Origin of the sequence: Bacteroides faecium (genome assembly GCF_012113595.1) — a bacterium.
GTDB lineage: Bacteria > Bacteroidota > Bacteroidia > Bacteroidales > Bacteroidaceae > Bacteroides > Bacteroides faecium.
Map to the genome: position 1 here is coordinate 2,537,988 of NZ_CP050831.1, position 21,410 is coordinate 2,559,397.

Genomic DNA, 21,410 nt, shown 5'->3' on the forward strand with positions numbered 1-21,410 from the left:
AGTTCCCCCCATAGACAAGGGTACGGCGGACAAGGTCGGATTTATCCGGGTGTCCGCCGTGCCTTTGTCTTTTCCTGAAAAGCGGCTCTTTGCTGTACCCCTGCGGAAGTGAAGCCTGCGTAGCTTCCGGGGGTACAGCAATGTGCCGTGGGAAACATTAGGATATTTTTTTCAACTCCTTTGCCGGGCTTACAATTACCATAGACGGCACGTGCTTTACCTGCCGTGGTAAATCCGGGATCACGTCACTGCCGCTGACCATCCTCTGTTTTTCCATTTCTACTTTTTCATCCTTCCCTTCTTCGTGCAGGCCCACCGGTTTGAGAGTAAGCTGTATCTTCCGGTTCAGTGAAGCAAGCTCTTCGCCCAACTGTTTGATTTCCGCGTCTTTAGGCCATGTGGCTGCCACTATTTCCCGCAAGACGGGAATGTCCTTTGACAATTCTGCATTTTCCTTTTCCCGTTTCTCTATCATAGCGGGAATACGTTCCAAGGCATTGATAAAATTCATTACGGCCAGTTTCGGCTCTTTGGCTATGTAGCCGTTATTGTAAGTATATTTAATGCCGTCCAGCCCTTCAACCATGAACTTGTTATGCAAGACCTGTGTATCCCCATCGTAAGATTTTTCGGTACGGACAAGGATGCGGAAATCGAACAGGGTTCCGATTTTCATGTAATCATCCTCTGTCCGGGCTTTCTGATTGATTGCGGCAAGCCGGTTGCCGAGTATTTCTATATTATCCGAGTCCACACCGTCCAGTTTCAAGGGATTGGGGCGAAGTCCGGTTTCCGCATCTGCGGGAGCTACCTTGTTCAGATATTCCCAATCTTTGGTGAAACGCCCGATAAAGACATTGTTCTTTTCTATTTCGGAAGTTTTTTCGTTCAACTTGCCTTTTGCATTTCCCTTATTACGGTGATATGCCTGTCTTTCGCTTTCCAGAACTGCCAGTTTCTTGTCGAGTTTTGCTTTTTCCAACAAATCGTTGTTGCCCGAAAGAATGGCCACGTATTCGCTGAAATTGCCTCCGCCGTTTTCATCAATCGCCCCCTCGTCAATGGTACGGGCGGCCAGATTACGGCTTTTAAGCTGGTTGATGAATACCTGTTTGTTATGCAGCAGGTTGAACTTGTAACTGTCCAGAGACTTCTCCACCGCATAGATATAACAGTCCACCTTATTGCCGGCATATTGCTTGGCAATGATATTGCCTTTTCTTACAGCACGTCCGTTACGCTGTTCCAGATCGGACGGCCTTCAGGGTATATCCAGATGGTGGATTGCAACGGCACGTTGCTGCGCATTGACTCCCGTTCCTAATTTTTGCGTGGAGCCGAAAAGAAAACGGATGCGTCCGGCGTTCATATTGCTGAACAGTTCCTTGCGTGCATTGTCACTGCCTGCTTCCTGAATGAACTTTATCTGCCTTTCCGGGATATTATGGTCTTCCACGAGCTTGCGTCTTATCTCACTGTAAATGTTCCACTGGTCGGGTTTATACGTACTGAGATCGGAAAAGATGAATTGTGTGCCTTTCTGGTCGAGATATTTATAGTAATATTCCGCAATCTTGGCCGCACAATGAGACGCTTTGTTTCCCGGATTGTCACCGTACTGCTGGTCTATCAGACGCATATCAAGAGACATCTTGTTCGAGTAGTTGGTGGCAATCAGCATCTGGGCCTTTTCTTCCGCTTCAGACAGAGGCTCCCGGTCTATGTAGGTCGCATTTCCGGTTTCAGCGAACTTTATCAGTTTCTGAATGAAAATTTCCTGCTGGGGAGTGGGCGATATGTGATAGAGCTGTTCGTTGAGTTCCGGCCTGTCAACCCCTACGTCTTCAGCCGTTTTGTAATCGGTTATCTCCGCGTAGAAATTGGCGAGTTCCGGCACTTTGATAAAGTAGCGGAAACGTTCCTTCTGCACGATCTGGTTGGTTACGGAAAATTCAAAGTCCGTGCTTTTCTTCGCATAGACAGCCGCCCAACCGTCAAAACACGTAATCCCCTGCCGCTCCATTTCTTTAGGACGGAGATATTTGAAAAGGAGATAGAGTTCGGTCAGGCTGTTGGAAATGGTCGTACCGGACAAGAAGGTAGCCCCCAAATCCCTGCCCGTGCGCTCCTGTATGGTACGGATGGCAAAAAGCATGTTCATGGCCTTCATGCTCCCTTCGGGATTGCCCAGACCGGAAACTCGCGCATGGCGTGTGTTGAACATCAAGTTCTTGAAGGCATGCGATTCATCAACGAAGAGGTGGTCGATACCCATTTGCCTGAAATCGGTCACGTCATCCGTCCGGTCTTTTATATCCTGCTCCAGCTTTTCAAGTTTGGCTTCAAGGTTCTCTTTCCTTTTTTCCAGCCCGTTCTTTATCCAGCCGGTTACTTCATTGCCCTGTTGCTCGAATACGGCAAGGTTCTCTTCGATGTTGTTTATCTCCTGCGTGTATATTTCCTGCTGTATTTCGGGAGACTGCGGTATTTTTCCGAACTGGTCGTGTGTCAGGATGATGCAGTCCCAGTTATTGTTTTTAATGTCATGGAATATTCCGACACGTTTCTCCGGTGTAAAGTCCTCTTTGCCCGGATAAAGCACTTTGGCATTCGGATAAGCCTTCTTGAACGTGTCGGCTATGTCATGTACATTGCTTTTGAGTCCGATAATCATCGGCTTGTTCGCCATTCCGAGACGTTTCATTTCAAAGGCGGCTATGCACATGATAAGGGTCTTGCCCGTGCCCACCTCGTGGTCGATTATTCCGCCACCGTTCATCTTCAGCATCCATACGGCATTCTTCTGGCTGTCGTATAAATCCGGTATATCCAGTCCTTTCAGGTCAAGGAAGGGGAAACTTTGCAGGGAGCCGTCATAATCGGGACGCACATAACAGTTGAATTTACGGTTATACAAATCCGCAAGGCGTTGTTTAAATTCGGGTAACTGTTCGTTCAGCCAGTCGGTGAAGGCAGACCGTATTTCATTGATTTTGGTGTCGGCAAGCTGGATGGCTTCGGCATCCCGTACCTTTATATCATTGCCTTCTTCATCCTGCACGGTTTTGGTTATGTCGGGCACCGTGTTGTGCAGCGCATGTTTCAGCAGGTCGTATCCGTAATAGCCCCGTTTCTCCCCCTTTACATAATATTTATCAGTGATGTTTGCGTTGCTGCTCTCGAAGTTCACGCTGAACTCGTCGATGGATTCCGTATAATGGATATGGGCCTTTGTCTCAAAAAGGTATCCGGCAAACTCTTCATATACGGACATGGGTATCCACCGCTCTCCGAAATTATGTAAAGCTTTCCATAATCTGGGTTATGTAAAGAAGAAGATTATGTAAAGTATGATAATCTATAGTCTTTTAAATTAGTGATTTACTTTCTAAAAAGCGTGATTTACTTTGCATAATATTCAGAACAAGTTATTATATTGAGGAAGAAACAATATTGTTTTGAACTTAAATAATTAGCGTATGAACTATGTATCACAGGATTTAAACAGTTTTGACCTTTTAATTAAAAGGGCTTGTCTGTATTTGAGCGAAGATTTATCCTACTCTCCAGCAACAATTGAAGTTTATCATAAATTTTGGAGACGATTATCGCATTTTATGATGGATTTATCATATAGCAAGTATGATAAATCTGTCGGTGAAGAATTTATTCTTTTTACGTTAGGAAAAAAGGAGCCGTTGCAATATAACCGCTTTCAAAAGAATTTGGTCAGGAGTGTGAAATTTATAACGGAATTTTCTACAGGAAATAAAATCACAGTAATGCCTGAAGTCGAAGACTTTAGTAGTAATATTGGAGTTCTTATTAATACTTTTCTACTATATCGAGAAACGGAGAATCGTTTATCTCCACGAACACGGCATGATGATCGTTTGTATTTATCAAAATTTATCCATTATTTAAATGCAATAGGAATTTTAGAGGTGAAACAGTTGCATCTGAAAATAGTAATAGATTTTCTACAATCACTAAATACAAGTCAACGTGCAATGAGAAGCTCATGTATAGTTAGACTACGTAAAATGTTTAGTTATTGGTATGACCAAAATATAATTACCGTAAACCTAGCCAGACAAATGCCAAATGATATTTATAGACAACAAGCAAAACTACCTTCTGTATATACAAAATCAGAAATAACTGCTATGCTTGATAATATAGATCATTCGAGCGGTCAAGGGAAAAGAGATTATGCAATACTATTACTTTTGTCTCGTTATGGTTTAAGAGCCTCTGATGTGTGTTTGTTAGAGCTTAAGAATATTCGATGGGAAGAAAATGTAATTATAATAAGTCAGTATAAAACAGGAATCCATTTGGAATTGCCTCTATTGAAAGAAGTAGGAGAAGCTATCATTGATTATCTCAAATATGGTCGTCCCAAAACATCATTGCCAAATATATTCTTAAAGCTAAAATCTCCTTATGGACAAATGAGCTCCGGCTCAATATATGATGCAGTAAACAAAGCGATGCGCTTTGCAGGAATTAAGCCAAATTGTCGCAAGCATGGATCCCATATATTTCGTCATACTTTGGCCAGTCTACTACTGAAAGAGCAATCTGTACTCCCTGTCATATCTGAAGTACTAGGACATACTTCAACTGATTCTACCAAAACATATATCCGGATAGATATAGATTCATTGAGAAAGTGTACTTTGGAAGTTCCGACAGTTGAGTCTAATTTTTACATTCAGAAAGGAGGCTGTTTCTATGAGTAATTATAATTTTAGCAGTGTTTATGCCAAGCATATAACAGACTTAATATCAATGAAACGTGATTTTGGTTATAAATATGTGACTGAGGAGTTTGTTCTTTACCAGTTCGACCAATATGTTATCTGTAATAATTTCACATTCACTTCAATTACGGCAGAAGTTATAGAAAGGTGGATGGAGAAAAGACAGAATGAGACTGATGCGACAAGATATAGTAGAATATCCGCACTGATTCAACTTGCGTCTTACATGTGTGACATTGGAATCTCTAATTATATACCACGAATGCCCCGGATACCCAAGTCTGATTTTATTCCTTACATCTATAGCCGTGAAGAAATGCAAGCAATTTTTAAAGCTTGTGACAATCTTATACTATCAGGGTTACATTTCAACTCTGTTATTATAATACTTCCAACATTGTTCAGAATGCTTTATGCAACAGGCATTAGAATATCCGAAGCCCTTAATCTTCAGGATTCCGATGTTCATCTGGATGAAAATTATATGGTGATAAAAGAAGCTAAGAATAGGACAGACAGGATTGTTCCCATATCTCAATCTTTATCTGATGTATGCCGACAATATGTTCATTATAGAGAGAGGCTTCCCTTGAAAGTTGACAAAAAGTATTTCTTTTTAAGTTTGTCAGGTCATAAATGCGGTGCAAAACATACTGTATTCAGATGGTTTAGGTTGATATTGAAAAATGCTGGAATACCCTTTACAGGGAATCATCATGGACCTCGAATTCATGATTTGCGACATACTTTCAGCCTATACGCTATGGAAAAGATGACTAGAGAGGGTTCTGATATGTATCATTCTATGCCCATTTTAGCAACCTATCTTGGCCATAAATCCATACAGTCAACAGAGCATTATGTACGGCTTTGTAGAGTAATTTTTCCTGAACTAGAGAGACAAATAGAATTTATTAATCAACAAATTTATCCAGAACCAGAATATGGAAACGACTGATTTTGCGAGGCATCTTGCTAATTTTCTCACCAAATATTTACCTTCGGAGCGAGGATCAAGTAAAAATACAATAATAGCTTACCGAGATACTTTTATACTTTTATTCCATTATATGGAGCAGGAGAAACATATAAAGCCTAAAAAGATATGCTTGAATGATCTCAATAAAGACAATATTGTAGATTTTTTATACTGGCTTGAAATTTCCAAAGGGAATAGTGTAAAAACCCGAAATGCTAGATTAGCAGCTATACGTTCTTTTTTTGATTATCTGCAATATCTTGAACCTGCAAATATTTTTGAATACCAGAGGGTTATGTCCATTCATGTGAAAAAGACAGAGAAAAAAGTCATGAAATACCTTACAACAGAAGGTATAAGACTTTTGCTAAAACAACCTGATCAAAAAACATGGAGAGGAAGAAGAGATTTGGCAATGATAGCATTAATGTATGATATCGGTGCCAGAGTACAAGAAATAGCAGATATAACTATCGGGAGTATCCGGTTATCGGAACCTTATACGATAACAATTACTGGAAAAGGTAATAAGACAAGGATTGTTCCCATGATGAAAGAACAAATGAAGCTTCTAATCCAATATATGCAAGAAAAACAGTTGTTGCAAAATAACTGTAGACCAACACCTCTGTTTTTTAATTCAAGAAATGAAAAGTTTACAAGAGCTGGGATAAGCTATATACTGCAAAAATATCTTCGAATGGCTTGCCAAGAAAATCCTTCACTGATACCTGAGGGAATAAGTTGCCATTCGCTAAGACATTCAAAAGCTATGCATCTGTTACAGGCTGGCGTCCCTTTGATTTACATCCGTGATTTACTTGGACACGAATCAGTTGTTACAACAGAAGTTTATGCAAGGGCTGATTCTTTACAAAAACGAAAGGCCTTGGAAAACGCTTTTGAAAAAGTATCTGATACTTCAGAGCTTCCTATATGGGAAACAAGCAAAGATTTATTAAGGTGGTTAAAAGAGCTCTAAGAGAAAAGTATAATGGACCGAGGGGGGGGAACATATATAATCAAAATGTTAACTCCCCTTTGATTTGTTAGATATAGAATTCTTTCAAGAATTTATCTATTGCATCTTTATCTAATGGGTCACTTGTCTTATAAAAAATAGGTGGATTTCTTATGAATAATTGTAGTAATTTTCCATTACACATGTGATCGATTTGTTCTTTCACATTTTTTTCTGATTCTCCATCATATGTGAATATTGTAATTTTTTTATGAACTTTAGTCCGTGACAATCTTGAGAATATATTATTAAAATATTCTTGATCTGTTATACCTAAAGACAACCCAAAAAAAATAATTTCATTACTGTTATCAATAATATCTTGAAAATTACTTAAATTACTAGGTTTTATTTGAATTGATTTTTTCATAAAGTTGTATTTACTATTATCAAAACGCGTCTTATTATCAATTCCTATTACTATATATCCATCTTTTAAAGAACCATGGATATGCGTAATATCATATCCAGATTGAGATTTGTGGCAATATTTTAAAATACCTTCTACATCTGTATAATTAAAAGAATATATTTTTAAACTTGTATTTTTTTTTATTCTTCTTAAAAATCTGTATGCAACTGAATTCTCATTAATATTAGCCAATTCACAACTTCTTATATAATTTCGCAATGCGTCTCTAATCTTAAAAAAATGCTCTTTATTATAATCAAAATCACTTGCTTTATAATTCTTTATCATATATTCCTGAATGGCTATTTCTAGATCAATCCAATTGTTTTTTGACGCTTCTTTGATATATGCTATTAAGCCTGATTGATCATTAGGATAATATGGGCTTTTAATAAAATCAGTATATCTAGTTTGGAAACCCAAATCTAAGTCAAATCCGTTTCCTATAAATAATATCTTATCGTACATGTTAATATATTTATATATTAAAATTTGATTTTTCCCAAGGAGCTTTATCAAAATAAGATTTCAACTGTTTTTTCTCTTTTAACAAATTGTTAATATCTACTCTTTTAATAGATTTATTTTTAATATCTAATCCTTTTTTATGTAATGAATTACTCCACTCTAATTCTATTCGTTCTGCACCACTTATAAATGTAGTTTCTGTATCCTCCCAGTAACTATATATTGAATCTTTAGTTACTGATTTTATGTCTTTTTTAAGAAGTGTGTTGTAAACTTCTTTTGCTAATTCTTTTTTCCAATCTTTGAATAACGAAAAGATCCCTAATGCTATAATTCCTAATGCAATTGGAGCAAGAGGAGTCAAGATTGCACCTAATGTAGTAAATACACTCGCAGCAGTCATTCCTATCGAAGAAATAAGGCTTGCTGTTAATGCTGTTAAAATCCCAGTTCTGTATATGCCACTTACAAAAGAAATTGCACCTAATGATGATGCGTTTGAAAGCCCTATAGAAAATGCTCTAGTAGCATCAAAAGGTATTAAAGATGTCATTTTTTGACTTGTTAAATATTTATGATAACCACTTATATAATTTTCTATATCACTACAAATGCAATTTGTTTTTACGTCTATTATACTTTTTACTTTCTCTTGCAAAAGCTCTATTATGTATCCAGATAAATATGTTTGTGCTTCTTTTTTATCAGGAAATTTATTCTCAATTATCCCAATTATTGATTCTATACTAACTATATTGTCATAATATAGACAAAATTCATCTATGGATTTTTTTTTATCTGTCTTTATTAATGCTATAATACTCTTTTTTTTCTCATCTGTTTGCCTCTTTCTTTCAGGCTCCTTAAGAACTAATTCATTGTAAAAAGATTCTACTTTTTGAAAATCAGCCAAGTGCTCATGATATTCATTTATGATATCTGAAAAATACTTATTTGAATTTTGTTTAAACAAATCAATTTTACTATTAACCCTATTAAGGAATATCTTAGGCAATTCGTTTTTTATAAGATCAAAAAATACATTTGTAAAATTATCTAAATTAACATCATCAAACCAACATGCAAATATTCTCTGATTAATCTTCCTCTCAGTTAAATTATTTTTTCTGAAAGATTCTTTATTATCAAATTGATTGCAAATTCTTTTCGATGCAATTTTAAGTGTTTCTTTTATAGAAGTTGTATTGTATCGTCTTGGATTACAATGAGTCGCTACAATAAATAACTGATTAATAGAGGGGATTTCTGGATAATTAGGTAGTTTGTCTAAAATGTCCCCTAAATGGTATAGTTCTGTAGCATCCATAAATCCAGGCAAAATAGATAAATAAAAAGCTACATCAACAGCTAAATATCTATTAGTTGTTCTTAATGTATCTTCATTAGAATTACCAAAACCAGGAAAATCTGTTATAGAACAATATAGAAGCACTGGTGCATCTACAAAAACTAATGCATATGCACTTTTATATTCAGTATTTTTTTTCTTTTTATGGGTTACATATTCTTTAAGAGCATTGTATCCCCCCTTTTCAACTAAGTGCTGTATGCAATTATCTTCATCTGACCAAAATACAGGATCCCAATTTTCATCAAAAATGAGCACATAATCATTCTCGTTAAGCCATTTCGGCCTATCCTCAACATGATGAATAAATGTTGGTATTCTTGTCAATGGAGCAAGCCCAGTTGGCAATTTATGTTTGCCCAATAGTATATTTGAAAGAGTTGACTTTCCAGAATCAAAATTACCATATAAACATACGTTGGGTTTTCTTGCATACATCATTAAAATTTCATCAATTTGGCTAATATGCTTTTGAGCATCTTCTGTTACCCGTATATCTGATGGAATTTCTTCAATATACGAATTTAATAAACTTATGTTAGATAGCATTTGCTGATATGGCGTTTCTGCTTCTGCTTTAATATGAGTTGTTTGTGACCAAAAAGCATTTTTCATATTATTTTTATTTAAGAATTAAACCCTCTAGGAGTACCTTTCGTTTTCCAATATACAAATATAATAAAAAGAAATATAAATTTATAGTTTGCTATAAAAAATAATCGGAGAAAACGCTCAAAAGTTATGATCTCAAATAATTATGTAAAGAGACTTAGGTATAATCAATCCTAATCCATTGTAAATAAGATAGCTATTCATGACTATTTACATAATCTTCTTCTTTACATAACCGAGATTAAAGTCAAGGAGTTCGAAGCTGATCGGTTCCGGTACGGCTGCCCGCAGGACTTCCAATGATTTCTTGCTCGCTTCATCTTCGGGATAGTCTTTCAGGTAGTTTTCTATCCATTCAACTTTGGCTACCACATTGCCTGCAATGAAACGGTCTTTGATTTCATAGTTCTTCATCATGGGGTTGTAGAAGATACGGTTGTCCAGTTGTCTGAGCAGTTCCTGCCTTCCAATCTCGCTGAGGTTCTCCATATATTCCAGATTGACTTCCCCAAACTTGTTCAGGGATGCCGCAAGTGCTTCCTGCGGAGTATCCGCATGGGTCATTTCATTGGCGTTGAATGATACGGGGACGGAGAATATATCCGCTTTCTGTATCTTCCCGTTAACGGAGCGTTCCAATGAAAGCATTTCCCTTCCTCCGGCATCCATCAGCAGGAATTTGGCGTTATCCTTTCCGTTCAGCTCTCTGAACATGCGGTAAAAACGGTCGTATTGCCTGCCCAGTTCCTCCCGGAGTTCCGGTTGCTCCGTTTCCGTTTCGGCTTCCGTATTGTAGAGATTGTGGTAGGCTTCACGAAGCGGGATATAGTAGGCGGCCCGGTATTGCTGGGTGACTGTCAGTTTGAGGGGATGGAATTGCACATCGGGAGTACCCAACCCCCGTAAGTACCCGTATTGTTCACCCGACTTTATGATGGAACCATTCTTGTATTCGGGACGTATCTCCCCGGTAAACGGGCGTGGCTCCATTTCTTTCTTCCGCTCTTCTTCAAATTTTTGTCTGCGTTCCAGCCATCTTGCTTCCGCTTCCGCCCGTTCTTCGGTCATGCTTTCCGGCACGGCGGCTTCATCATACATATTCTCTTGCGAGAACAGATTGAACATTTCCGGTTCATCCCCTTTCTTTTTGCGGGATGCCGAAGGTGCCCGGCTTGGGGAAGGTCTGCTTTCCACTACTTGCACCTCCGCTTCCCCTTCATCCGCATAGGCGGCAAACAGGTTGAGCATGGGTTCATAGGGTTGTGCGGGACTTTCCTCCTGCACCTCTTGCCGATGGTTCTCAATTACTATTTCCAATGGTGTCTCAAATTCCGGTTCAATGCCGGTAGAAACGGTTGCTCGGGATAGATTGTTGTCATAGAGTTCCCGGTCAAGATGATCTTCCACATCTTGCGCCAGCAACTGTTTGAGATGTCCGGCAATGGCCTCAATTCCGCCTTCATGGATAAAGTTCATGGCCGGTTGTCCGTACATGTTTTTACCCATAGATACGGCTGTATGGACAATATGGTCTAAGCCGGCATAACTGTTGTTGATATTGATGCTGCCGGATATAAGACGAGTCTCGATAAAGTTCCGTTCTTTTTCGGTCAGTTCCGCTTTCCGGGTATTCTTCTGCAAGACGATCAGGTCACTGCTCACTTCCGTACCCGCATCAACAAACAGGTTATCCGGCAGACGGATGGCAGAAACAAGCTTGGCATGGTTCATCAGCCATTCCCTGACGGGACGGTTCTGTGGTGAGTCCATGACACCCGAAGTCGTGATATAGGCCAGTATTCCACCTTCGTGCAACGTATCCATACCTTTAAGAAAGAAATAGTTGTGTACGGCTGCAAGTGAGGATTTACGCACAGAGTCCTCGCTCCGGTCAAAGTCCCGGTCATAAACTCTGGTATTTCCAAACGGGATATTGGAAGAAACCATATCGAAGTAACTGTTATAATAGGGTTGTATGGACTGGAAGCCGTCTATGGTCACTTTGCTTTCCGGATAAAGGGATGAGAGAATTTTTCCCGTGAGCTTGTCTTTCTCGAAACAATGAATTTCGGGAACATCTTTCAACCGGCTGATAAACATGCCCGTTCCGGCGGAAGGGTCAAGAAAACGTCCCGGATGGCTTCCCGATACCTGCAATGATTCCTGCATGGCCGCTACCAGCGGCTCCGGTGTGTAAAAGGCTGTAAGTGCGGATTTTTTCAGGCTTTGGACGTATGCCTTGTATTCTGTCTCGTCTTTGGAATACTCACGCAACAGTTCATGCAGCAGTCGGACTTGGGGAAACAGTTCTCTGTCCGTCGTTCATTTTTCTATGTCCGTGTCCTTTTCCGCCGGATTGAGGATACATTTCAATCCTCCAAAACCGGAGTAGCCGTTCAATACCCTGCGCCCTTCTTCCGTGAGACAAAACTCCGGGCGCATGAACATAAATTCAAGTGCGGCTATATTGTCCGCTAAATGTTGTCGTTTGTTATATGCCATATTGCTCTATATAATATTGGATGAAACCTGTCAGTTCAATGGTAAGGGTACGGTAAGACGGGGAATCCTCAAACCGGTCGTCTATGGGATATTTATTAAATACGACTTCTGCGGGCGATAGCATTTTCAAACAGAAATCGGCCCGTTTTTCAGGGGGGACCTCCGGAAACCATTCCGATACGACTTCAAAAACAGTATCAAATCTGGAAAAGTGCAGGTTGCGGTAAAGAACTGCGTCCGACTGTTCCAACGCTTGTGTGACGGACAATCCGTTGCGTATGGAACATTCATAGGCATCTGCCGCTTCGTCGGCCCTTGACCTGATAAATTCCCTATCCCCGGACATGTGGGGATGGCTTTCCTTTAAATAAAGAAGGAGAGTTGTCTCAAAATAGGACAATTCTCCGGTTGCGGTATTTTTATCTTGTATAGTCATTTGCTATTACTTTAAAATGTTAACTGGATATTTAAACATATACCCGGTTACCATGAAAGAAAACCGGGTATATATCTGCCAAAAATATGAATAATCTGTTTATTACATGACTGAAAGGCTCTTTTTTGACGGGGCCTTTACAGATGCCACATGACGGGGTGCCTGCTGTTTTACTTCCTTTTTCTTGTCGTTCTTCTTTCCTTCAACAGTAGGTTTGTATTCACGGGCGTTGCGTCCTATTAGCAGTTGGTTGCTCTTGTTGCTGAAACGTACATCATCGGAAAATACCCTGCCTTTATAGCGCATATTCTCAACGAATACCATTTCATGGTTCTGAAGCATCTTCTTCTGTTCAGGTGTGATTTTGGCCCCCATAATAGTGTCGTTGACTTTGAGTTGTTCGCCGGACTGCTTGAATGCGATGTCCATTATCCTCGGATCAACGAAAGCGACACCGGAAAGCAGTGTATCGTTTTTGCGCTGTATGTCGTTGATAGGAAGCTGTCCGCCTGACGCGAGGATTTGCTTCTGTTTGTCATCCAGTCTTTTCCCGTAGATATAATCGGGTATCTTGATGGCATCCACCGGCATGGTAATGATACGGTTGCTCGGTTCATGGAAAGATACATAACAGTTGCAGACCGTTCCCGTATGGGTATCTTTCATCTCCTTGATTGCACCCAAAGTTCCGGTGTCTTTAAGCGACTGCTTTTCCTCGTCCGTGAATACTCCTTTATAGGCAGGCAGGTCATACTGCGGTTTGTCGAGTCTGCTTAGAGTTTTCAGTTGTACCTTGCCGTCCTCTCCTTTGACACAAAGGAAACAGGCTTCCCCCATATCCTTCTTTTCACCGTTCACTTCCTTGCTGATGGGGAAAGCCATCGAGGTAATCCTTCCTTTCAGCATCTCACCCATGCAGTGGTTGTCAAAGAGCAATTGCTTGTCAACTCCCAGTGCGGCGAGTTCTTTCCACGGAAGCTGGTGTTCGTCGAACTTGTACCGGCGGGCGAGTTTGGCGATACGCCCTTCATCGTTGAGTTCGCTGTTCTCCACCAGTTTTTTGCCTTCCACTCCGGGATCTTCCCCTTTTCGGATCTGGACTACGGCATTCAGTGTCTTTTCCAAAAGGACAAGAGGTACGAGGAAGAAACTGAAACTCGTGGGATTTTCGTACTGGTTCTTGAAATTGGTGAAGAACAGTTCCAGCGGTGAGGTACGATCCAGTTTAAGGAAGCTGCTGCTGTTTTTCTTGTCGGGTGGCACGATTTCAAGACTGCCGTCCTGCTCGTTCATTTTGGAAACGACTGCGGTCTTGTTGGTTCGCTTGTCAAGGATGGCCATTACATGCTCGTCCTGACTCTGTTCTTGTTGTTCTTGCTTTTTCTTAGCCATAAAATCAATAATTTAAGTGATACAATAATTATACTACTATCCGGAAAACTAAGTCCGTGATGCGAATGTAGAGGTTTAATTGATAGGTTATTGTTGTTTTAATGCCAGTGGAAATGAATGGCGGAAATTGGCGATAGATGGCGTAAGGTGGTATAATAAAAAAGAGAGTATCCGTCTCCGTAACTCTCTTATGTGCTGTTTGGCTATTTTTTTGAGGCTAAATCTGAGATTTCTGTCCCCTTTTCTTTCTGTTTCTTTCCTGCTCTTTCTTTCCTGTTTCAGGTATGTCTTTTTAGAACATTTGAAATAGAGTTCTTATGTGAATTGTGATAGAGGTGCTTTCCACTGTTCTTATTTACGATTATGTATTTTCCTCAATTTATCAGATTTTAGTCCAAACTTCCTTGTTATGGAATGGAAAGTTATGGTCATTAATTGTAGACAAATAACTATATATTAATATCATTAATCAGTAATGCTTTATATTATATCCCATTTTAACATGAAGAAAGATTATAAATAGACAATGGTTTCATGGAATCGTTTAATTTAACAGCAAATATTAAATTAAAAAGAGCGTAGCTCAAAAAAATCTCTCTACGCTCTTTGTTTGTACCGTTTATTTTCTCTTTCCACTTTTTTCTCTTTGAGAAAGTGCGCTTCCTGCAGCGGTTTTGCCTATAACACTTGTCCGACCGTCTCTTAATACTTTTGAAGCGTCGCTAGCAGCGGCTTTACCAGTAATTTTTTTAGCCATTACCTTAAAGTTATATTTCCAATCCGAACAATGCAGGTGGATTGATTCCTGTTGTTTTTTTCTTATATAGCAGGTTTTAGACCATACTTAATGTTAAAACAATGCAGCCCAGCTAGGTATTTTCTTGGCTAATTTAATCGCCGAAGTACCTAAACTTTTTATTTTCGATATAAGTTGGGCTTGTGACAAATTATCTTCGGAGGCTTTCTCTACAACTTCAACTAATGCTTGATAAGTTTGCATACTATTTGATGCGGGTACAATTGCATTAATTTCCTCCTTTGATAACCCTTTTAACTGTTTTAGTTCAGCACTATACATACCGTTAAATACTGCATCTGCATTGGCAAATGATTCTGAAAATCTGTTTGTTTTCATTTTATTGTTTTATTAGTTAATTCTTTGATTTTATTTACTATATCTTCGATTTGCTGTTGAGCTTCGTCGCTTTTAATGTTGATCTTTTCCCCCTTTTCAAGAATCATATCTATAAAACCCGATAACTCGACCAATTGATTGGTAACTGTAGTATCCAAACCATTAAGCCCGACAAAGGAAAGCGCTTCGTTTTGGCTTTCTTTGACCTTGCGAACCGATACAAGGTAAGCAGTGAGAGTTGTATTGGCGTATATCGTGTTTTGATAGGATTGGTCTATTGCACTCAATATTTCTCTTTCTTGCTGTAGTATCGGAGAAAGTAACTCAGCTTTTTTCGCATTTATTTGCTGATTTGCTGCCTCTTGAAATTCCAACATAACATTCAAGGCTTCTTCAGTCTCATCTTTACCACCTTTTTTTCCGGCATTTTCTATAATTCCATATATTGACGATTCGCCTCTTTTATGCTTATTTAGCTCTACTTCTAAAACATGATGAATGATGAACGGAGCATACACATCGTCGATGAAAGTATTTATGTTAAGCTTTATTCCGTTATAATACAGTTGTACCATATTACGATGAGAATCATGCAAAATTTGCAAATCCGAACCTATAGTTTTCGACAGGGTTACGGTTTCTTTAGGTATTGAGGCACACGACACCAACAATAACGCAGAAAAAATAACGACTAAAATTTTATTATTCATATTTTCTGTAGTTTAAATTATCCTTTTAATGTATTCCACCACCATGCCAAATACCTGTAGCAACCCAAATTTCATAATGAAGTAGCCATTCACTTGTCCAAGGAATAATTGTATCTGCAATAAATTGGGTCTCATCCCATTCTTTTGCCCTTTTATAATATATACACAAGTGTTGCTTTTCTGTGTTATACACATGTTTAAGTCTCGTTTCCCCTTTGGCTAATGTCAAAGGCTTTGGGTCTAAAACATAGACATTAGGATGCTTTTCCCGTTGGTAAACAACTTTAATCAGATATTTGGGGCTTAAGCAGGTTGGTTGTATTTGGCCTTTCCAAACAAGAGTATTTAACCTGATCGAATATTTAGAATCAGGGAAGTAGGACTGAAGCCTAAGAGCTTGTATCATTAGTGAAATTTCTTGTTTTTTAATCATTACCATGAAAATTATGTGCAGCAGCGGTGACACTACCAACTGTACTAAGAATCCCTGTACCTGTTGCCATTTTTAATACCCCATTTTCCCGAAGATTAAAATTTTTCCTGCCCAATTCTGAAAAAACTTTCGTTACAATTTTTTCTCCAAATGGTTTTCCCATAGATTCAGAAATATTATGCAATCCCCGTTGTTGAACTATAGCTTGAATATCTTGTTCAACCTGGTCGAGCCACTTATAAAAGTTCTTTTCTCGCTGCGGATGTTCTACCCATTTGTCAGCAAAGTTTTCTTCGGGATTTACCGGATTTGGAATCCATTTAATAGTTCTGCCTACGCTTGAATCATAGCGATTCTCAATATAATTCCTCATATTGGTAATCACATTCGTCAATGCATCTATGATAGACGTTTCTTTGTTGTATGCCCTAGAAGCTAAAGTTGTGATAATAATGGATATAGGTTTATCTTCATCCCCGTTAAACATTATATCCCGATGTCGTTTCAGGATTTGAATAACCCGTTGAAGCGGTAACTTCTCTTTATTATATTTTGGAACAGGACTTACAGCTTCCGCCAACATTATGGATTTACGTAATGAGAAAACATTAGCTGCATTGAAAAACCATCTACCATAACCGAAGGGGTTGCTTTTCATCCAGTTTTCAGCAATCGTATCAGTATAATAGTTGTTTTGTTTATTATCTGTTATACGTATTGCCAATGATTCGTAATCTTTCTCCAATACAGTATCCGAAAAGGCTTTTTCAAGTACAATATTATATCCACTACAAACAAGGCTCGGAAGTATATCCATATGATAATTGGCACTATCAGAATACATCAATGTCCAACATCTTCGCCCTTCCCCGTCAAGCATATTTTTGTAAGTTTCGTTTGCTTTAAGTCGATTTCCGACCACTTGTTTGAGATGATATTGTGTCCACCGTGGATTTTTGCCTGTCAGTTCACACACTAAGTCAATATCCAAATCGTCATCTTCACAAATGGGTTTGATCATTGTTCCAAGCATGAATGAACCTTGCGGGCGAACGACTGGTTTATATGGAGCAAGCGATGATTCGGGTTTTGCCAACCATTCGCCTACTGCACCATAACTACTAACTGCGGTGTTATATTGGGTTTCTGTGATGTCCAATGTTTCACCGAGTGTTTCTAAAATTTCACCGAATTGTTTTTTTTCTTCTTGTGTTAGCATATCTGTTTATTTTATTGTTATTGTTTTATAAAAATCGTTTTTTAACTTATTCGCATCATAGATTGCCATAGGCATATCAACTTTGGGCATCCACACTCTACCCAATTCAACAGATGCGGATACTGGCATAGCTGGAAAAATGTGTAATTCCGTACAACCATGATGAAATTTGATTTTGTCAAAAGCACTTCTGACCGTACGACGAAATTCAGATAATAATGTTTCTGTTTTTAAGAAATCATTGTTGGGTGTACCACTTATTGTGATTTCCCATATACTTGTATTTTCTCCAAGAGCTTTTTGTATTCTATCATGTGTCACTGTTGCACTTAAACTAAATACGAGTACGGGAATTTTCGTTTTATTAGCAGGTTCATGTAGAACATACTCTATATTATTGGATACCGACTGCCACTTCCACGTAGAAGGTTCCCTATGTTTTTGATATACTTTTACATCATTCAAATCATTCAATAAAACTCCCAATTTTATAAGTAGTGGCTGCGGTGCGAGTGCAAATACAGAATAATGGTCAGCATTTCCTTGCATCAATCGTGGCTTTATTTGTAGCTTAAACTGTTCATAAAGATTAGCTTCTTCCATCATCCAATAAGTGTCAGTATCATCCGTAAACGGCACATTCTTCATTCTTAATTCTATAGCATTATCGCTTGCTGGATAATAATCATATAATAATGCTTCACATGCTGATTGGTAAGATAAGGGAGAGTTGTTAATTCCTATGTTCGCTCCATATAAAATTATTTCACTGGACATATTTGGAGCTATGTCCGTTATTCGTCTAATACGTTCTTCATGTTGCCGCTTCATCTCAAGAAGGCACGGTTCGGTATATGTAATTTCATCCTCATCTACCATTCTGTGATGTGTATCACAAAGTAACATTAAGTTGTTGATGTCATTTGCTAATAACTTAGAACGTTTTATATCGCCTCGTGGCCCGGTGGGTTCATCACCAACGATATGGGCGATATAGGCACTATTACACTTTTTGTTAGTCAGAATATCCGTATGCAAAACCTTGTTACATCCTATATATTCACATCTTCCCGCAGATACCGCCCAAAGAAGATTTTTATTCTTTGAAGAAATACTTGTTACACTCATTCTGTATCTATTTTTATTTATATATATTATTAAAAGACAATATACTGGCGAGTGAAGCTTTCTTATAATATCAAATGTTAAAATTCAAATATCTTCGACATACTTCCTCTCTTATAGTAACATATGCTACATTTTTGATTAATTTTGCCAACAAATGGCAATTTTTTTATTTTAAATAGCATATCAAATTAGAAAATATAAATTAATGACTGTTGAAGAGGCTATATTATCCCATGATATGGAAGATATTATAAATAGGATGATCCTATATGCAAAAGAAAAAATCAAGTTGTTAGACATCAAAAACTTGCAAGGGAAAGAACCTTTCGATTTTGTGCAAGATATTTTGTGTAAGTCGCTTGAAAGTAAACGAAATTGGGATGAAACCAAATGTAGTTTTGTTGAATTCTTATTCGGTTGTTTGAAAAGTGAGATTAGTAATTTCTATTCATCCAAACAGATATTTCATCAAGACATTCCAGATAACCTTTCAGAAAAAAATGAAAGTGTAGATGAAGAAATTCAAGAAATCACCAAAGTATTAAAACAAGAGGGAGCAGATGATGATGAAATTATTTTGTTTACATATTGGGTGGATGGTATTTGTAAACCAACTGCTATTTCTGAAGACCTCGGAGTTGAAGTAAAAGAGATTTTAAATATTACGAAACGGCTAAAAAGACGGTTATTGAAAGTTCAACCAAAAGTAAGACAACTCATATGAATACAACTGTAAATCAAAAAATAGAAGATGCTTTACTTGAATTTTATTTAGAAGCAGACAAAGATACAATTAATGAAATCTTACAAGAAGACATTAATGATATTGAGGCCTACAAAAAAAAGAGAAATAAACTTCTTTTTATGATTAATGCAAAAGCAAAAAAACAAGCAAATGACGCATTGATCGAGAGGGTTATAAATTATTTTGAAGATGCAATTCAAAAAAACACTGCAAAACCAATTGCCTATCTTAAGCAATTGATGTCTGAAAATCAATCATTAGCACTATATCATAATTTTGAAAAACTCTCAAAAGAAGATATTCAGGCAATTATTAAAGATAAAAATCTAATTGACATTATAGAACAAATAGAAAAAGATGGCGCAGAAGAACAATCCACAATATGAAGCTCGGAATTTGTTAGATAAATTAGGATTAGATGATATTATAGATATCCCAATATCTGATTTTGTATCTGGGATAGACCTTATTTATATGGAGGAGCCTCTTGGTAACTGTGATGGCAAAATTATTTTTGGGAACAAAAAAACGATTGTGAAAGTTGATTCTCAAATTAAATTTGAGCAAAGAAAGAGATTTGTTGCTGCTCATGAGATAGGACATTCCATCATGCATCAGAATATGACTCTTTCTAACGATGTGTTCTCTAATTTTAATCTATTTAAAAATGTTGAAGCACATCTAAAAGGTGGACAACAAGAATTAGAAGCTAATTTATTTGCGAGTGAATTATTAATGCCAACTAAACTCTTTAAGGAAGATGCTAAAGGTAAATTTTCTCCATTATTAATAAAACAACTTTCTGAAAAGTTCAATTCCAGTTTAACAGCTACTGCTTTTAAATATATGGAGATGAATTTACACCCAATTTGCCTTATTCTAACAGAGAAAGGACGGGTCAAATATTGGAAAAAATCGAAAGATTTACACGTTTTTGTAAAAGAATGTACTAGGCTCCCTCCACCAAGTGATTCTGTTGCAATGGAATACTTACAGCAAGATTATCAATTTATATATAAATTCGAAGAAAAAGCTCAACGGATAAGTAAATCAACATGGTTTGATTTAAAATCGTATGATGAAGATACTGATTTTTATGAATATTGCATTCCGACAAAAACTCATCAAACAGTTTTGAGTATTATTTGGGAAGACTAATTTATAAATCATGACTCAAAGGTATGAATTGCCATTTTTGTTTTTAAGAAATTGGTAATTTCTCATGCCTGTATTCCAAAATATATATAAACCGATCTCAGTTACAAGTGTCCAATGTCTTTAATATTTGTAATTAATTCGTTAGTCGATTTTACTCATATTTTGAATTATTAGTTATATATTATTCTGATATTTATTTAAAGACTTTCAACCAATCTAATAGATTGTTGTTTTCAATCCATATTGGAGATTCCTTACTAATAACGTCAATGTAGGTATCTTCTATTGTTTCCTGTTTTTGTTTTAAACCGGCTCTTGTATAGATATCAGCTGGCACAAATTAGTAGCCTAAACTTTATATAATTTAGAATTTTACATAATCCGTACTATCTGGATTTGAATATTGGATGAGTGGTGTTTTTTTGTGCAACCAGCCATTTTTTAAGTTGTGATTTATTCATTTTGTATTGTTGTTAATTTATTATGAACAATGTTAAGTGCAAATATAAATCAGTTCTGTTGCTATAACTTATGTTATATATGTAACTTTGTGAATTAATTCATTAATATATAAGCTATGAAATTTGATGCGATAAATTATCCTAACGGGAAAATAGAAATTCCTCCTTTCATTGAAGAAGAAGGTACGTTTGATGTTATACTTATTGAAAAGATGTGGGGCAAAAAGACAAACCTTATATGTGTCTTTCAAAAAGAAGACGGAACAATGTTTAGTACAACTGCATGGAGAAGAAGGTTCGATAACCATTCGGAACATTACTCTCCAAGAAAATCAGATATAGAATTTGCAGATGAGCTGAAAAGAACTATGTGGAGATGTTCGTTTCAATACAGCTCCAATGGAAAATATATTAATTGGATGACTGCTGAACCGTTATTAGGATAAAAAACAAATATATGTAAC

General features: G+C 37.5%; 18 protein-coding genes and 2 pseudogenes. 7 read left to right on the top strand and 13 right to left on the bottom strand.

The window, feature by feature from the left end:
• Nucleotides 1-157: 157 nt before the first annotated feature.
• A pseudogene (locus BacF7301_RS26170) lies at nucleotides 158-3,298 on the bottom strand (helicase-like domain-containing protein); the annotation flags it as partial.
• A 181-nt stretch (nucleotides 3,299-3,479) separates the two neighbouring features.
• Here BacF7301_RS26170 and BacF7301_RS08890 point away from each other — a divergent pair.
• The 3 genes from BacF7301_RS08890 to BacF7301_RS08900 are packed head-to-tail and all read left to right on the top strand — an operon-like array spanning nucleotide 3,480 to nucleotide 6,727.
• Nucleotides 3,480-4,745 carry a site-specific integrase gene (locus BacF7301_RS08890; RefSeq protein ID WP_167962068.1) on the top strand — a complete coding sequence of 422 codons (1,266 nt, stop codon included), beginning with the start codon at nucleotides 3,480-3,482 and terminating at the stop codon, nucleotides 4,743-4,745.
• Nucleotides 4,738-5,724 (top strand): tyrosine-type recombinase/integrase, encoded by a 987-nt coding sequence (locus tag BacF7301_RS08895; protein ID WP_167962070.1) that lies wholly within the window; start codon nucleotides 4,738-4,740, stop codon nucleotides 5,722-5,724. The genes BacF7301_RS08890 and BacF7301_RS08895 overlap by 8 nt, the downstream gene beginning before the upstream one ends.
• The gene (locus BacF7301_RS08900; protein ID WP_167962072.1) at nucleotides 5,711-6,727 is read left to right on the top strand and encodes a site-specific integrase; all 1,017 of its coding nucleotides are present in this window, start codon (nucleotides 5,711-5,713) and stop codon (nucleotides 6,725-6,727) included. The genes BacF7301_RS08895 and BacF7301_RS08900 overlap by 14 nt, the downstream gene beginning before the upstream one ends.
• A gap of 67 nt (nucleotides 6,728-6,794) precedes the next feature.
• On the opposite strand, the gene BacF7301_RS08905 is transcribed toward BacF7301_RS08900, so the two are convergent.
• From BacF7301_RS08905 to BacF7301_RS08960, 12 genes and pseudogenes are all read right to left on the bottom strand, one after another.
• Nucleotides 6,795-7,646, bottom strand: a complete 852-nt coding sequence (locus BacF7301_RS08905) for an AbiH family protein (RefSeq protein ID WP_167962074.1) — start codon at nucleotides 7,644-7,646, stop codon at nucleotides 6,795-6,797.
• Nucleotides 7,647-7,656: 10 nt separating this feature from the next.
• Entirely contained in the window at nucleotides 7,657-9,630 is a 1,974-nt protein-coding gene (locus BacF7301_RS08910) for a phage holin family protein (protein ID WP_167962076.1), read from the bottom strand.
• 231 nt (nucleotides 9,631-9,861) lie between these two features.
• Nucleotides 9,862-11,796, bottom strand: a pseudogene (locus BacF7301_RS08915) (winged helix domain-containing protein); the annotation flags it as partial.
• A gap of 153 nt (nucleotides 11,797-11,949) precedes the next feature.
• Complete coding sequence (locus BacF7301_RS08920; protein WP_025726218.1) at nucleotides 11,950-12,129, bottom strand: hypothetical protein; 180 nt, start codon at nucleotides 12,127-12,129, stop codon at nucleotides 11,950-11,952.
• Nucleotides 12,119-12,565 (bottom strand): DUF1896 domain-containing protein, encoded by a 447-nt coding sequence (locus tag BacF7301_RS08925; protein ID WP_167962078.1) that lies wholly within the window; start codon nucleotides 12,563-12,565, stop codon nucleotides 12,119-12,121. Before BacF7301_RS08925 ends, BacF7301_RS08920 begins: the two co-directional genes overlap by 11 nt.
• Nucleotides 12,566-12,667: 102 nt before the next feature.
• The gene (locus tag BacF7301_RS08930) at nucleotides 12,668-13,957 is read right to left on the bottom strand and encodes a DUF3945 domain-containing protein (protein WP_087425238.1); all 1,290 of its coding nucleotides are present in this window, start codon (nucleotides 13,955-13,957) and stop codon (nucleotides 12,668-12,670) included.
• 619 nt (nucleotides 13,958-14,576) lie between these two features.
• Complete coding sequence (locus tag BacF7301_RS08935; RefSeq protein WP_167962080.1) at nucleotides 14,577-14,714, bottom strand: hypothetical protein; 138 nt, start codon at nucleotides 14,712-14,714, stop codon at nucleotides 14,577-14,579.
• A 93-nt stretch (nucleotides 14,715-14,807) separates the two neighbouring features.
• Nucleotides 14,808-15,092, bottom strand: coding sequence for a hypothetical protein (locus tag BacF7301_RS08940; protein ID WP_087425239.1), 285 nt, complete (start codon nucleotides 15,090-15,092; stop codon nucleotides 14,808-14,810).
• On the bottom strand, nucleotides 15,089-15,802 hold the full coding sequence (locus BacF7301_RS08945) for a hypothetical protein (protein WP_087425240.1): 714 nt from the start codon (nucleotides 15,800-15,802) through the stop codon (nucleotides 15,089-15,091). The genes BacF7301_RS08940 and BacF7301_RS08945 overlap by 4 nt, the downstream gene beginning before the upstream one ends.
• 25 nt (nucleotides 15,803-15,827) lie before the next feature.
• On the bottom strand, nucleotides 15,828-16,235 hold the full coding sequence (locus BacF7301_RS08950; RefSeq protein WP_227414082.1) for a type II CBASS E2 protein: 408 nt from the start codon (nucleotides 16,233-16,235) through the stop codon (nucleotides 15,828-15,830).
• Nucleotides 16,228-17,454, bottom strand: coding sequence for a nucleotidyltransferase domain-containing protein (locus BacF7301_RS08955; RefSeq protein ID WP_167962082.1), 1,227 nt, complete (start codon nucleotides 17,452-17,454; stop codon nucleotides 16,228-16,230). The genes BacF7301_RS08950 and BacF7301_RS08955 overlap by 8 nt, the downstream gene beginning before the upstream one ends.
• A 6-nt stretch (nucleotides 17,455-17,460) precedes the next feature.
• On the bottom strand, nucleotides 17,461-18,582 hold the full coding sequence (locus BacF7301_RS08960; protein ID WP_087425243.1) for an SAVED domain-containing protein: 1,122 nt from the start codon (nucleotides 18,580-18,582) through the stop codon (nucleotides 17,461-17,463).
• 205 nt (nucleotides 18,583-18,787) lie between these two features.
• Between BacF7301_RS08960 and BacF7301_RS08965 the strand changes: the two genes are divergently transcribed.
• The 4 genes from BacF7301_RS08965 (at nucleotide 18,788) to BacF7301_RS08980 (ending at nucleotide 21,392) form a co-directional block, all read left to right on the top strand.
• Nucleotides 18,788-19,306: a sigma-70 RNA polymerase sigma factor region 4 domain-containing protein gene (locus BacF7301_RS08965; protein ID WP_087425244.1), complete on the top strand. Its 519-nt coding sequence runs from the start codon at nucleotides 18,788-18,790 to the stop codon at nucleotides 19,304-19,306.
• Complete coding sequence (locus BacF7301_RS08970) at nucleotides 19,303-19,713, top strand: hypothetical protein (RefSeq protein WP_087425245.1); 411 nt, start codon at nucleotides 19,303-19,305, stop codon at nucleotides 19,711-19,713. Before BacF7301_RS08965 ends, BacF7301_RS08970 begins: the two co-directional genes overlap by 4 nt.
• On the top strand, nucleotides 19,685-20,485 hold the full coding sequence (locus BacF7301_RS08975; protein WP_167962084.1) for an ImmA/IrrE family metallo-endopeptidase: 801 nt from the start codon (nucleotides 19,685-19,687) through the stop codon (nucleotides 20,483-20,485). Before BacF7301_RS08970 ends, BacF7301_RS08975 begins: the two co-directional genes overlap by 29 nt.
• A 577-nt stretch (nucleotides 20,486-21,062) precedes the next feature.
• A complete protein-coding gene (locus BacF7301_RS08980; RefSeq protein ID WP_087425247.1) occupies nucleotides 21,063-21,392 on the top strand; it encodes a hypothetical protein in 330 nt (109 codons plus the stop codon).
• Nucleotides 21,393-21,410: the final 18 nt, after the last annotated feature.